The organism is Pseudomonas sp. 13159349, assembly GCF_013305685.1.
GTDB classification, from domain to species: Bacteria; Pseudomonadota; Gammaproteobacteria; order Pseudomonadales; family Pseudomonadaceae; genus Aquipseudomonas; species Aquipseudomonas asiatica.
The window spans coordinates 998,912-1,012,332 of record NZ_CP045553.1 but is presented as its reverse complement, the minus strand read 5'-3'; the positions used below and the strand labels follow the sequence as shown (position 1 = coordinate 1,012,332).

Below are 13,421 nucleotides of genomic sequence, written 5' to 3'. Positions count from 1 at the left end.
CCCCGGCAATCTATGCGGCGAAGCTGAAAACCTGGGGCTGCTACGCTCCCGCAAGGAGCCGCGCCTAGCTTCAGATCAGACTAGAACCGTCCACAGCGCAAACCCGGCATACCACAGCACCGCACAGCGCAGCAGCAGCTCCCACAGGCTGTCGAGCCGCCCCAGCCCGCGCTGGCTGTCTTCTTCTTCGGGAATGTCATCGGCAATGCGCCCGACCCTGGCAACCAGGTGGGCGGCGCTGATGTGCCAGTTGAGCACCTCGTGCAGCATCACCCGGGTGACCGCGAGAAAGTTGCCGACCAGGGCGAAACTCAAGGCCAGCACCCGTACCGGCAGCCAGTCCATGATATGCCTGAGCTGCTCGGCACGGGCCTTCAACGCCGGTTGCTTGCTGTGTTCGCCACACAGAGCCAGCAAGCGATAGGCCAGGGCTGCACCCGGGCCCAGCACGAAGTACCAGAAGATCACCGCGAAAAAGCCTTGGTACACCTGCCACAGCAGGTTGCCCTGCACCTGCACCAACAGGCTTTGCGGCTCGTCGGCCGCCAGACCTAGGTCGCGCTCGGCCACGTGCAGCGCGGCCTGGTCATCACCGCGCCGCCAGGCATCACGGAACGGCCCCATCGATGCCTTGGCATCGCCGCGGCCCAGACTGTAGATCAGCACCAGCAGGTGCACCGGCAACGCCAGCAAGCCATACGCCACCGGGTCCAGAACATGCAGCAGCAAAACCAGCAGCGCTACCGGTGCCAACACCAGAATGGCCAGCGTCCACCATGGGTGCACCTTGCCGCTGCGCTCCAGGCGCACCAGTTCGCCGAGGAAGAACCCATCTCGCTGCACCTGATGGCGCAGGGCCGAGAACTTCTCGACCCAAAGCGCCAGCAACAACACCAGAAAACTCATGCCTTTTCCTCGTTTTGCTGCAGCGCCTTTCGGTAGCGCGGCCAGTCGAAGGCCGGGCCGGGGTCGGTCTTGCGCTGCGGGGCAATATCGCTATGGCCCTGGATGCGGTCCAGCCCGATGGCCGGCCAGACACCGCGGATGTGCCGGGTAAGTTGCTCCAGCACCGCGTACTGGGCATCGGTATAGGGCAGGTCGTCGGTGCCTTCCAGTTCTATACCGATGGAGAAATCGTTACAGCCTTCACGCCCGTCGAAGCACGACACACCAGCATGCCAGGCGCGGTCGAGCAACGACACGAACTGGGTCACCGCACCGTCACGCTCGACGAACAGGTGCGCCGATACGGTCAGGTGGTTGATGCTGGCGAAGTACGAGTGCTCATTGGGGTCCAGGCGGTTCTGGAAGAATTGCTGGACCTTGCCGGTACCGAAGCAGGCCGGCGGCAGGCTGATGTTGTGAATAACCAGCAGGGAAATCGATTCGCCTTCGGGGCGAGCATTGAAGTTCGGCGAGGGGCAGTGGGTGATTCCGATTCCGTGGAACCAGCCAGTGGCACGGTCCAATTGCATGGGGCAGATCCTGAGAGCGCCGTGAACAGGTAGACAGTATGCCCTTTGGCCAACAGCGTTTGCATGTGAATGATTGTAATACCCGCTCCCACAGGGATCGCGCAAACCTGCAGATCTTGCGCTAGACAGGTACCCCTACGCGAAGCGTTTCGAGTACTGCTTCCAGCGCGCGCTCGAACAAAAGCCCGTCATCCAGCACCCGCACCTCACCTCGATGCAGTGCCCGGGCCAGGCTGGCCCCGTTCCATTCGCGTACTTTCATGCCGGTGCGGTTGGCGAACACCAGCCGGTCGCTACTGTCGACGCGCGCCACCAGTTTGCAGCGCAGCGGTTCGTCCTCGTCCAGCACTTCTACCCAGGTACCGATACGCAGGCGCTGCACCTGACGCACGGCGACAGCCTGCCCGTCGGCAAACTGCGACGGAGCACAAGCGGGTTCCTCGGCAATCGCCAGGACGATGTCCTCGGCCACCAGCACTTCGCTCAAAGGCTGGCCCTCAGTGCCGGGCTGCATCGCGGTACCCGCGCAGGCACGCAGGTGCAGCTGTTCCAGTTGCAGGAAGAATTCGCGGGTCGCTGCCGAGTCCAGGGCCACGCTGGCCAGGCCATCGCGCAGTGCCTTGAGCAGGCCCGGTACCTGCTGCAGCAAGGCATGCGGCTCATGCGGCGGAGTGATGCTGGCCAGCAGCGTGTCCATCGTCTGCAAGGCATCCCGCCAGGCCTGGGATGCTTCACCTTGCTTGAGCCAGGCCAACAGCAGTACCTGGCTCCAGGCTTGCACCAGCATCTGTACCACCACCTGCGGCAATAACCTGCCGCGCAGCCGTTGGTTGAGAGCATGCTGCACCTGCTGCCTGGCCTGCAGTGTTCGGGCACGCCCTTCTTCGGCGTCGCGGGTGCGTTGTTCGAGCAGTTCGTTGCGCCGCCGCTCGTCCTGGTTAAAAGCGAGGAAGTCTTCGAGCAGTTCGGAGAACAGGCTGGTATCTTCGGCAAAATCATTGAGAAGGCGCTGGACGATACGCTCCACCCGCAGGTGCAAGCTGTCACGCATACCGTCGCCGCCACATTCCCAGCCGATTGCCGCGCCAGCGATCTCGTTGAGCAGCCGGCGGGCCGGGTGGCTGGCACGACTGAGCAGCCCCTTGTCCAACAGGGCCACTTTAAGCAGCGGAATGTGCAAACGCCCGATCAGCGCACGCAGGCTGGCCGGCAAGTTGTCGTCATCCTGGATGAAGGCGAACAGCAGGCCAACCAGGTTGATCATGTCCTCGTCGGCAACATCGATACGCCGGCGTGTGCCGCTGCGCACGCTGACCCGCAACAGCAATTGTTCAAGCTGTTGGCCAAGTTCGAAATCGTCGGCCTCGTGGGTAGCGGGCACATAGTGCTGCAAATGCGAAAGCAGGCGCAGCAGGTCGGCGGTGCTGATTGGCTGGGCGGCGGCCACCGCCTGCAAACGAGGCGCGAACTTTCCACGCACCGGGGCCAGCAGTGTTTGCAACGAGGCAAAGAAAGCCTGCCCTGCCGCGTCCGAGCCCACCTCGTGACCCAGGTTCGCCGGCCCACGACCTGCGCTCATGCGCCGATCTTCGGCACGCCGACGTGGTGCCGACGGCAATTCAGGCAGTACACCGGCGGCGGCCAGCAACTGGTTGGCTTCGCCATAGATCACGTCGGCATCGCGCAACACATAGCGCTCGAACAGTTTGAGCAGGACCAGCTTGACCCGCAGGCCAACCCCCAGGTTGCGGCCAGCGTCGAGGAAGTAGCCGCACAGCGCTGCGGGCCCCAGCGGGTTGTGCTGCTCGTGCAGGGGGCGGTCGAGCAGTACCTGCAAGCGCAGGCCCAGTTGCTGCAGGGCAATACCGTCGCGTGACAGCACACGCGCGACCATGCCTTCTATCGCGCCAGCCCGTTCCACGTGGGCCTTGCTGCGCAGGTTGCCCGGCTCGACCATGTGCGCCAGCAGGTCAACCTGGCCGATACGGGCAAAGGCATCATAGAACGTGTCGAGAAAACCGCGCTCGATGCTCTTGCGCTTCAGGCGCAGGTCGCGCATGGCTTCGAAGTACAGGTTCTGGTCACCGCGGTCCAAGGCCTTGTCGGCCATCTCGAAGAGGGTGTCGTCAGCATTGTCGAACAAGCCCTGCAGGCCCTGACGCAACTGCAAGGCGGCCTTGTCGCGCACCTGCAGGAGCAATACCGGAAGGCAAGGCAGAGGCGTACGCCCGCCTCGATCGATGGCTGCCGCCAAGGGCACCACCTTGCCTTCTTTTTGCATCCTGTACTCCTTGCAGGGTGTCTCGCCCGAAGGGGCTGAAGATCGTCAAAGTCATGACGCCAAATACTGGTCACCATTATCGGTAAAAATCCGCATAGCTGCCAGCGCCGTTTCACTTGCTGGCTAATGACCCTGATTTACCCCGCCTGCTCACACCGGCCGACTAAAGGTCATCGCCAAGGCGACTGTACACACCGGCCCCCTGCCCTATAATCGCCGGCATCTAGCTTGTGGAGCCGACCATGCCGAACCTACGCCTTGCCGACCTGACCGCTGAAATCGAAGCCAACGTGCGCCGTGCGCTGTTGGAGGACATCGGCAGTGGCGATATCACCGCGCAGTTGATCCCGGCCGAGCGCCTGGCCAAGGCGACCATCATTACCCGCGAAGACTGCGTGATCGCCGGCACCGCCTGGGTCGATGCCGTGTTCCGCCAACTCGACCCACGCGTGGCCGTGCACTGGCAGGTGGCCGATGGCGAGCGCGCCACGGCCAACCAGCCGCTGTTCCATCTGGAGGGCCCCGCGCGTTCGCTGCTCAGTGGTGAGCGCAGTGCATTGAACTTCCTGCAGATGCTGTCGGGTGTCGCCACTCGTGCGCGCTTCCTTGCCGACCTGGTGGAAGGCACCCAGGTACGCCTGCTGGACACCCGCAAGACCCTGCCGGGCCTGCGCCTGGCGCAGAAGTATGCAGTGACCTGCGGCGGTTGCGACAACCACCGCATCGGCCTGTACGACGCCTTCCTGATCAAGGAAAACCACATCGCAGCCAGCGGCGGCGTGGCCGCGGCCGTGGCGGCGGCGCACCGCATTGCGCCGGGCAAGCCGGTGGAAATTGAAGTGGAAAGCCTGGATGAGCTGCGCCAGGCACTGGCCGCTGGTGCCGACATCATCATGCTCGACGAGCTGACCCTGGAAGAGATGCGCGAAGCAGTGCGCATTACTGCGGGCAAGGCCAAGCTGGAAGCCAGTGGCGGGGTCAACGAGACGACCTTGCGGGTGATTGCCGAGACTGGGGTGGACTACATCTCGATTGGTGCCATGACCAAGGATGTGAAGGCGGTGGACCTGTCGATGCGTTTGAGCCTGTAAGCTGATTGCAGGCATGAAAAAACCGGCCTCAGGGCCGGTTTTTTCATTGGGGGCGCTCTCGGATCAGAACGAAGCGTTGGCCAGCCCATCCAGGTAACGCTCGACATCCAGCGCCGCCATGCAGCCGGCACCGGCCGAGGTAATGGCCTGGCGATAAACGTGGTCGGCCACGTCACCGGCGGCGAACACGCCCTCGATGTTGGTGGCGGTGGCATTGCCCTCACGGCCGCCGTTGACCACCAGGTAGCCGTCCTTGAGGGTCAGCTGGCCTTCGAACAGCGAGGTGTTCGGGGTGTGGCCAATGGCGATGAACACGCCGTCGACCTTGATTTCGTCGCTGCTGCCATCGTTGTTCTTCAGGCGCGCACCAGTCACGCCCATGTTGTCACCCAGCACTTCGTCCAGGGTGGCGTTGAGCTTGAGCTCGATCTTGCCTTCGGCCACACGGGCGTGCAGCTTGTCGACCAGGATCTTCTCGGCGCGGAAGGTATCGCGACGGTGTACCAGAGTCACCTTGCTGGCGATGTTGGCCAGGTACAGCGCCTCTTCCACGGCAGTGTTGCCGCCACCCACCACAGCGACCGGCTTGTTGCGGTAGAAGAAGCCGTCGCAGGTGGCACAGGCCGAAACACCCTTGCCCATGAAGGTTTCTTCCGACGGCAGGCCCAGGTAGCGGGCGCTGGCGCCAGTGGCGATGATCAACGCGTCACAGGTGTACTTGCCGCTGTCACCCTGCAGGGTGAAGGGTTTGTTGGCCAGGTCGACGGCGTTGATGTGGTCGAAGACGATTTCGGTTTCGAAACGCTCGGCGTGTTCCTGCATGCGCTGCATCAGCGCAGGCCCGGTCAGGCCGTGGGGGTCGCCCGGCCAGTTGTCGACTTCGGTGGTAGTGGTCAGCTGGCCACCGGCCTGCATGCCGGTGATCAGCAGCGGCTTGAGGTTGGCACGGGCGGCATACACCGCGGCGCTGTAACCGGCAGGGCCGGAACCGAGAATGATGACGCGCGAATGACGTACTTCAGACATGTCGAACTCCTGTCGAGCGGGCCGCAGGGCCGGCATCGGTGTACCGGCTGCGCCTGCCTGGAAATTAAAAAGGACCCACGCAGCACTTGGGGAAGGCTACAACGCGCAGGCCCATAAAGCGGAAAGTGAGCGCACTGTAGCGAGGTCGCAAAGATTAAGGAAATATCCTTCGACAATCCACCTCATAGCCATCGTCTATTCAGCGATTTGATCGATAGCCAAGCCCTGCTGCTTTTGTTACAGCCCGTTTCCCGCCCGCTGCCCGCCTTTCGTCGGCGCGGCAAACTCGGTAAGGTCAGCGCGTTTTCCTTCTCTGCGGAGTCTCTCGATGCAAGCCCCTGTACTCTCTGGCCCCCAGTACCTGCGCGAAGGCCTGAAACTGGTGCTGAGCCCCAATCTGCGGTTGTTCGTGCTGCTGCCGCTGGCGGTCAACCTGCTGCTGTTTGGCGGTCTGATCTACTTCGCCGGCCACCAATTCAGCCTGTGGGTGGACGCCCTGATGCCGAGCTTGCCGAGCTGGCTGAGCTTTCTCACCTACATCCTCTGGCCGCTGTTCGTCGCCCTGGTGGTGCTGATGGTGTTCTTCACATTCACCCTGGTGGCCAACATCATCGCCGCGCCGTTCAATGGCTTTCTGGCGGAAAAGGTCGAGGTTGTGGTGCGTGGCGAGGACAATTTCCCCGCGTTCAGCTGGGGCGAACTGGTGGCCATGGTGCCACGTACCTTCGGCCGTGAAATGCGCAAGCTGGGCTACTTCCTGCCGCGGGCCATCGGCCTGTTCATCCTGTCGCTGATCCCGGTGGTCAACGTGGTGGCGGCGCCGCTTTGGCTGATCTTCGGGGTGTGGATGATGGCTATCCAGTACATCGACTACCCGGCGGACAACAACAAAATGAGCTGGCAGGACATGCTCGCCTGGCTGCGCCAGAAACGCTGGCAGAGTCTGGGCTTTGGCGGCATTACCTACCTGGCGTTGATGATCCCGCTGGTGAACGTGCTGATGATGCCGGCGGCGGTGGCCGGGGCTACGTTGTTCTGGGTGCGGGAGCGGAACTGAAGGGGCGAGGGGCTGCAGGGCAGCCCCTTTTTGTGGATTGCATTTTCAAAAGTCGGAGAAACTGTAGGGCTCGAGGGTGGCAATCTGAGAAAGCAGTATTAGATGCTCCACTGCCTTAACCTTCTCAAGGTTAGCAAGGTCGCTTGAGCCGCCGAACGCCAGGGCTGGAACGAACCCATACATTTCATCATGCTTTAGCATGCCCAGTTTTTTCTTTGCTGGCTCGAACATGCCATCAAAGTCAACAGACGCCTTCTCTTTCCCAAGGAAGAAACCTTGCACTTCCCTGTCCATATCCGCCGCCGTCAACTCATATTCACTTCCCCTATATCGTGAAATATGAGCCAAAATCTTTACTGAGAAACCCGTTTGCTCCCCAAAGAGATACAGGTCACCAAATGCACCGCGAGCGATCAGGTGGTATCTATCCCGCCTCTCCAATATTGTGCCTTCGATAAGCGAGGCAGTTACCTCTTCATATTCCTGGGGATTGACAGTCCAAAATATCCCGTCACCATATCCGCACCAACCGTGCTCACACCAATACTCTAACAATTTGTTCGGCAAGATCCCTCTGTATCGATCCAGACTTGAGAGAGGAACCTCCTGTCGAAAAAACGGCTCACCAACTTGCTCTACAAACAGGGAAAAAATCTCATCCACGGCGAAACCCTCAAGCAACTAGCATTTATGCAGTTTTACATTTAACAGGCCTGACCCCACACCCGATCTTGAAGCTTTCTCGGCAGCAGCTTTCAAACCATAAACTCTGCTTTTCCATTGTGGGCCTATGCTCGAGTTAACTTGCCTGTCGCCAAAGTCAGAAATAGTATCCCGTCCACCGGCGATCAAGTCAGGATTATGCAAAGCTGCGAGAGATGACATGGTTTCCTTTGCTTGCTTCACCGAGAGCTTTCTAGCTTCAATGGCACTCATAGTTTTCATCAGATCCCTCTGAATCCTCTCCTGCAACTTATCATAAAGTTCCTTTCTCGCTATTTTTGCAATGCGCGGATCTCGCTTGGCCGGATTAGCGATATTTTCGAGAAACTCTTCAACCGTCAGCCGATTCAACCCATCCTGCTGCCCCTTCAGCTGCCGTTCAAACTCGCCATGCTTGGCGGGTGGCAATTTGTCTGCCTTGAAGCACGCCACGGTATGCAGCGGCATGCTACCGGGCTTCCCTGTCGAGGGCTCCTTGTCTTTCCCTGCCGGCCGATCAGGCTGCATCGGCTGCGGCTCACCCACCGCCCCCTTGCGCCGCTCCGGCACCTGCAGGTCTGGCCGTTTCTTCAAGCCCTCTTCATGCTTGAGCATCCATTGCCCCAGCCGCGCACCTTTGCGGCTGGCCGCCATCTCCTGGGCCAGCACCCGGGCATCGCCGCGGCCGCGGGTGAGGTACGACACGATCGCGCCCAACAACAGCAGCACGACTTCCACATGGCCTTGGGCAATCTGATGCGTGGCCCGGGATATCGCATAGGGGTCGTCCCGGCAGAGCGGGCCCGTGCCTTCATTGCCGCAGGTGCCTTCCCAGGCGAAGCGAATGCCGTCGACGTAGTACTCGCCGATACGCGGCAAGCCCTCGATGAAGAACTCGGCGATGGAAGCCAGCCCTAGCGCGCCGAGGATCCAGCCACTGACCTTGAGGCCCATGGCCGCGCCCGCGCCGGCAAACGGAATGGTTCCGGCGCCGCCGGCGAATGCGCCAACCCCCGCGCCAAGCAGGCCACCGGTAATGGTGCTGCCGGCGACGATCATCGCCATCTGCCGCGCGACCATCAGCAGTTCGTCGACGATGCTGTTGATGTCGAGGTCGGCGAAGCGCTGGCGCAGCATGTGCGCCGCCTGCCATTCGGCGTGGTAGAAGGCGGTGCGGACAGCTTCGATCCGGCGCAGGTTGAGGCCTAGCGAGGCGACCTCTTCATTGAGGCTGGTGCGGAACTGGCCACCGCTTTGGTAGCCCACCAGGGCGATGACACGTGACTCGATCTCGTGCCAGGAGGGCACGAGGTAATCCAGGTACATGAGGTGTCTCCCTGACAGCGTGGGCAGGGGGAAATCCCATCATGGATTCGGATCGGAGGTTTCTGAGTCAGTTGTAGGAAAATGCGACTTCTTTTACAGCAGGTTCAGCGAAGTTGAGCTGTTCAGCCGGCACCATGGACAAGGTTGGGGATCTTTGTCGTGCCTGAGATCGAGCCCCATCTGGGCGGGGGCTCGACTGCATAGGCGCTACAAACCTCAGGCCATATCAAAGACTCAACTGGCTGGAAAACTGCCCCACCACATCCACCACCCGCTTCGCACCATCCTGAATCTCGACGATCACGCTCCCTGTCTCGTCCGCCAGTGCCAGGCCCTGCTCGGCCTGGCGCTTGCTGGTGTCGATGATCGCCACTGCCGCTTGGGCCAGTTGCTCGTTCTGCTGTACCACGCGGGCGATTTCCTCGGTGGCGGTGCTGGTGCGCGAGGCCAGTTGGCGCACTTCATCGGCAACCACGGCAAACCCACGCCCTTGTTCGCCAGCGCGGGCCGCTTCGATGGCCGCGTTCAGCGCCAGCAGGTTGGTCTGCCCGGCAATGTCGCTGATGGTCTTGATGATCGAGCCGATCACCCGCGACTGGGTATCCAGTGCCTGGATACCCTCTGCCGCCTCTTGCATCGACGCTTCCAGCCCGCGCATCACGCTGACGCTCTGGGTGACCACATCGGTGGCCTTGCGGGCACTGGCATCGGTACCCAGCGAGGTGTTGTAGGCGACATCCGCCGCCTCGGCCACCGCCTGCTCCTGGTTGACCTGATCGGTGATGACGGTGGCGAACTTCACCACCTTGTACAGCACGTCATGGGCATCGAAAATCGGGTTGTATGAAGCTTCCAGCCAGACCACCCGGCCGTGGGCATCGATACGCTTGAAGCGGTCGGCAACGTACTCGCCACGGCGCAGCTTGTCCCAGAACGCCTGGTAGCCGGCCGAGTTGGCCTCCTCCGGCTCGCAGAAGATGCGGTGATGCTTGCCCCGGATCTGCTCCAGGCGGTAACCGACAGCGCCCAGGAACCGGTCGTTGGCAGTGAGGATGGTGCCATCGAGATCGAACTCGATCACCGCGGTGGAGCGCATCAGGGCCTTGATCAGGCTTTCGTGCTCGCGGGAGGTCTCGATGGTGCGGGTAAGGTCGCTGGAATGCAGCGTGAAATACTTGATGCGCCCCTCGCTGTTCTTGACCGGCTGCAGGATGGACCGTAACCAGGCTTCCTGGCCATTGCCACGCAGCAGGCGGAATGCACCGTTCAGGTGTTCACCGCGGCTGATTGCGCCCTTCATGCGCTGGTAGAAATCCAGCGTCTTCACATGGGCGGGGACGATGTCCTCGATGTTGCGCCCAAGCAATTGTTCGGCACGGTAGAGCATCTCGCTCTCGAAGTTGCCGTTGACCATCTCGATCCGCCCCTGTGGGTCGAGTTGCAGTACCAGCATCTCGCTGTCGAGGCTACTCTTGACCTGCTCGATGGACATCAGGTCTTCGCGCAGCTGCCGTATTTCTTGCTTGAGCTTGTTGTTGAACATCACCGCTCTCCTGGAGCGCATTGTCGAATGCATCTTCATCGGCTGCCGATGCCCCCTCTTGAGCACCCATGCAAGGAAAAATTCACAAGGCGAAAAGCGTCGGCGATCAGGCGTCATCTGTACGTCACATGACAGTCACATTGGCGCAATCCAGCAGGCGGACACTTTTTGTCATGAATACACCCGCCCTACGCATTTCCCTGGTCAGCGAAACCTTCCCACCCGAGATCAACGGCGTGGCCAACACCCTTGGCCGCCTCAGCGAGGGGTTGCGCCAACGCGGCCATGAGATCGAAGTGGTGCGCCCACGCCAGGCCGGAGAAGCACCGCGGCACAGCGACCCGAACCTGATGCTGTGCCGTGGCTGGCCACTGCCTGGCTACCCGGGCTTGCAGTGGGGCGAGGTATCGATGCACAAGCTGTTGCGCCGCTGGCGTCGACAGCGCCCGGATGTGCTGTACATCGCCACCGAGGGGCCGCTTGGGCTCAGTGCACTGCGCGCGGCCCGGCGCCTCGGGGTTGCGGTGGTCAGTGGCTTCCACACCAACTTCCCGCAGTATTCCGGCCAGTACGGGCTGGGCCTGCTGACGCGCCTGCTCACCAACTACCTGCGCTGGTTCCATCGGCGCACGGCGATCACCCTGGTACCCAGCCTCAGCCAGCGCCTGGAGCTCGAACGCCGTGGCTTCGAACGCCTGGAGCTACTGGCCCGGGGGGTCGATGCCTGCCTGTTCAACCCGGCCCGGCGCAACCCCGCATTACGGGAAAGCTGGGGGCTCGGCCCGGATGATATCGCCGTGCTGCATGTGGGGCGGCTGGCGGCAGAAAAGAACCTGGGCTTGCTGCGCCCAAGCCTGGAGGCCCTGCAGAAAGCTTATCCACACAAACGTCTGCGCCTGATCATGGTCGGTGACGGCCCGCAGCGTGCCGCCCTCGAACAGCAGGTACCGGATGCCATGTTCTGCGGCGCCCAGCGTGGCGAGGTGCTGGCCGAACACTATGCCAGCGGTGACCTGTTCCTGTTTCCGAGCCTGACCGAAACCTTTGGCAATGTGGTGCTCGAAGCCATGGCCTCCGGGTTGGCGGTGGTCGCCTATGACGAGGCGGCCGCCGCGCAGCATATTCGCCATGGCCATAGCGGTGCGCTGGCCATGCCGGGGGATCAGGCGGCGTTCATCGATGCAGCCTGCTGGCTGCTGGAGGAGGAAGAGACGTTACGGCGGGTGCGCCTGAATGCGCGAAAGCATGCCAGCCACCAAGGATGGCCAGGGATTGTCGAGCAGTTTGAGGGGTATCTGCATGCAGCCCGGAACCAGGCTGCGACCTCGCCAGCTTCGAGGCTGGGTGCTACGCGATCTGTGTAGGAGCGGCCTTGTGCCGCGAATGGGCCGCGAAGCGGCCCCAGGCATTCGGCATCATGGCAGCCATCGTGGGCCGCGCTGCGGCCCATTCGCGGCACTAGGCCGCTCCTACAGGGACCGCGTCAGGCGCTTCAGGCCAAGGCTTTCTCGATAGCCTGCACCACCGCAGGATCATCCGGCGCAGTGCGCGGCGAAAAACGCGCCAGCACCCGCCCGTCCTTGCCCACCAGGAACTTCTCGAAGTTCCAGGTAATGTCGCCCGGGAACTCTGCCCCCTCACCCGCCAGCAGGCGGTACAGCGAATGGCGCTGCGGCCCGTTGACCTCCAGCTTGGCACCCAGCGGGAAGCTCACCCCGTAGTTGAGGCTGCAGAACTCCTGGATTTCCTTTTCGCTGCCAGGCTCCTGCCCGGCAAACTGGTTGCACGGCAGGCCAAGCACGTTGAAGCCCTTGTCCTTGTAATTCTGGTAGAGGTTCTCCAGGGCCTTGTATTGCGGCGTGAGACCACACTTGGAGGCAACGTTGACCACCAGCACCACTTGGCCCTTGAACGGTGCGAGGGGCAGCTCCCCGCCGTTCAACGCGTCCAGTTTCAGGTCGTGAAATGCACTCATGATGAATCCCCTCTCAGGTTCCCGGTTGCCGCGCAGGCGAATTACGCCCACTAAAAAGGCGCTCGTCCAAACCGTCCACCTCCCGTAGGAAGGCAAATCGGCTTGCCCGAGCGCCTGGCGACTTTCTGAGCTTAGCGCAGAAAATCAGTGGTGATGGCCACCTTCACCGTGGATGTGGCGGTGAGCGATTTCTTCGTCGCTGGCATCACGAACGTTGACCACCTTGACCTGGAAGGTCAGACGCTGGCCGGCCAGCGGGTGGTTGCCGTCGACAGTCACGTCGTCGCCGTCGATGTCGCGGATGGTGACGATCTGCATCTGGCCATCCGGCGCCGAAGCGTGGAACTGCATGCCCACTTCCAGTTCGTCGACACCTTCGAACAGGCTGCGGTTCAGGGTGCTGACCAGCTCGGCCAGGTATTCGCCGTAGGCATCTTCCGGCTCGATGGAAACGTTCAGCTCGTCACCGGCCTGCTTGCCTTCCAGGGCTTTTTCCAGGCCCGGGATGATGTTGCCGGCACCGTGCAGGTAAACCAGCGGTGCACCGCCGGCGGAGCTGTCGATGGTCTCCCCGGCGTCGTTGGTCAGGGTATAGTCGATGGAGACAGCCTTGTTGGCGGCGATCAGCATGGGGCAAGACCTTTTGCAAAAGTATGTAGAGCGGACAAGTGTAACCAAGCCATCGCCCGATTGCGAACGCACCGCGGACGAGCAACGGCCCATCAGTCGGATCACCGGCTTCCACCAGGACGAAGAGGGCCACTGGGTGGCCGAGCTGTCCTGCGGCCACACCCAGCACCTGCGCCACCAGCCGCCGTGGCAGGCGCGCCCCTGGGTGCTCGACCCGGCCCAACGCGCGCAGCGCATCGGCCAGCCTTTCGCTTGCGGCTGGTGCGCACAAGGGGCCGATAGCGCTACCCTTGGCCGTTAATTTCTTGCACCGCT

The 13,421-nt window shown here is 62.0% G+C and carries 12 protein-coding genes and 2 pseudogenes; 4 read left to right on the top strand and 10 right to left on the bottom strand.

The genetic code is table 11. The annotated features are described in order from the left end of the window. Window positions 1-75: 75 nt before the first annotated feature. From ampE to GEV38_RS04675, 3 genes are all read right to left on the bottom strand, one after another. Window positions 76-906: a regulatory signaling modulator protein AmpE gene (gene ampE, locus GEV38_RS04685; protein WP_015268975.1), complete on the bottom strand. Its 831-nt coding sequence runs from the start codon at window positions 904-906 to the stop codon at window positions 76-78. Next, entirely contained in the window at window positions 903-1,475 is a 573-nt protein-coding gene (gene ampD, locus GEV38_RS04680; RefSeq protein ID WP_015268974.1) for a 1,6-anhydro-N-acetylmuramyl-L-alanine amidase AmpD, read from the bottom strand. Before ampD ends, ampE begins: the two co-directional genes overlap by 4 nt. 121 nt (window positions 1,476-1,596) lie before the next feature. Continuing rightward, window positions 1,597-3,756, bottom strand: a complete 2,160-nt coding sequence (locus tag GEV38_RS04675) for a DUF1631 domain-containing protein (protein WP_015268973.1) — start codon at window positions 3,754-3,756, stop codon at window positions 1,597-1,599. 242 nt (window positions 3,757-3,998) lie between these two features. Here GEV38_RS04675 and nadC point away from each other — a divergent pair, with 242 nt between their 5' ends. Then, on the top strand, window positions 3,999-4,847 hold the full coding sequence (gene nadC, locus GEV38_RS04670; RefSeq protein WP_004376060.1) for a carboxylating nicotinate-nucleotide diphosphorylase: 849 nt from the start codon (window positions 3,999-4,001) through the stop codon (window positions 4,845-4,847). A 63-nt stretch (window positions 4,848-4,910) separates the two neighbouring features. Here the strand turns inward: nadC and trxB are convergent, their stop codons facing one another. Continuing rightward, complete coding sequence (gene trxB, locus GEV38_RS04665) at window positions 4,911-5,873, bottom strand: thioredoxin-disulfide reductase (protein WP_015268972.1); 963 nt, start codon at window positions 5,871-5,873, stop codon at window positions 4,911-4,913. Between the two features lie 328 nt (window positions 5,874-6,201). On the opposite strand from trxB, the gene cysZ reads away from it, so the two are divergent. Beyond that, the gene (gene cysZ / locus GEV38_RS04660; protein ID WP_015268971.1) at window positions 6,202-6,930 is read left to right on the top strand and encodes a sulfate transporter CysZ; all 729 of its coding nucleotides are present in this window, start codon (window positions 6,202-6,204) and stop codon (window positions 6,928-6,930) included. A 45-nt stretch (window positions 6,931-6,975) separates the two neighbouring features. On the opposite strand, the gene GEV38_RS04655 is transcribed toward cysZ, so the two are convergent. The 4 genes and pseudogenes from GEV38_RS04655 to GEV38_RS27980 form a co-directional block, all read right to left on the bottom strand. Continuing rightward, a complete protein-coding gene (locus GEV38_RS04655; RefSeq protein ID WP_015268970.1) occupies window positions 6,976-7,593 on the bottom strand; it encodes a GAD-like domain-containing protein in 618 nt (205 codons plus the stop codon). 18 nt (window positions 7,594-7,611) lie between these two features. After that, the gene (locus tag GEV38_RS04650; RefSeq protein ID WP_054572343.1) at window positions 7,612-8,958 is read right to left on the bottom strand and encodes a DUF6861 domain-containing protein; all 1,347 of its coding nucleotides are present in this window, start codon (window positions 8,956-8,958) and stop codon (window positions 7,612-7,614) included. A 226-nt stretch (window positions 8,959-9,184) separates the two neighbouring features. Next, a pseudogene (locus GEV38_RS27985) lies at window positions 9,185-9,544 on the bottom strand (methyl-accepting chemotaxis protein); the annotation flags it as partial. A gap of 228 nt (window positions 9,545-9,772) precedes the next feature. Beyond that, window positions 9,773-10,372, bottom strand: a pseudogene (locus GEV38_RS27980) (PAS domain-containing protein); the annotation flags it as partial. 302 nt (window positions 10,373-10,674) lie between these two features. On the opposite strand from GEV38_RS27980, the gene GEV38_RS04640 reads away from it, so the two are divergent. Continuing rightward, the gene (locus GEV38_RS04640; protein WP_015268967.1) at window positions 10,675-11,865 is read left to right on the top strand and encodes a glycosyltransferase family 1 protein; all 1,191 of its coding nucleotides are present in this window, start codon (window positions 10,675-10,677) and stop codon (window positions 11,863-11,865) included. Window positions 11,866-11,993: 128 nt separating this feature from the next. On the opposite strand, the gene GEV38_RS04635 is transcribed toward GEV38_RS04640, so the two are convergent. Both GEV38_RS04635 and GEV38_RS04630 read right to left on the bottom strand, forming a co-directional pair. Then, entirely contained in the window at window positions 11,994-12,476 is a 483-nt protein-coding gene (locus GEV38_RS04635; RefSeq protein ID WP_015268966.1) for a glutathione peroxidase, read from the bottom strand. A gap of 144 nt (window positions 12,477-12,620) precedes the next feature. Further along, window positions 12,621-13,106, bottom strand: a complete 486-nt coding sequence (locus GEV38_RS04630; RefSeq protein WP_003259610.1) for a peptidylprolyl isomerase — start codon at window positions 13,104-13,106, stop codon at window positions 12,621-12,623. Between GEV38_RS04630 and GEV38_RS04625 the strand changes: the two genes are divergently transcribed. Continuing rightward, on the top strand, window positions 13,105-13,407 hold the full coding sequence (locus GEV38_RS04625) for a DUF3565 domain-containing protein (protein WP_015268965.1): 303 nt from the start codon (window positions 13,105-13,107) through the stop codon (window positions 13,405-13,407). The genes GEV38_RS04630 and GEV38_RS04625 overlap by 2 nt on opposite strands. The last annotated feature ends 14 nt before the right edge of the window (window positions 13,408-13,421 follow it).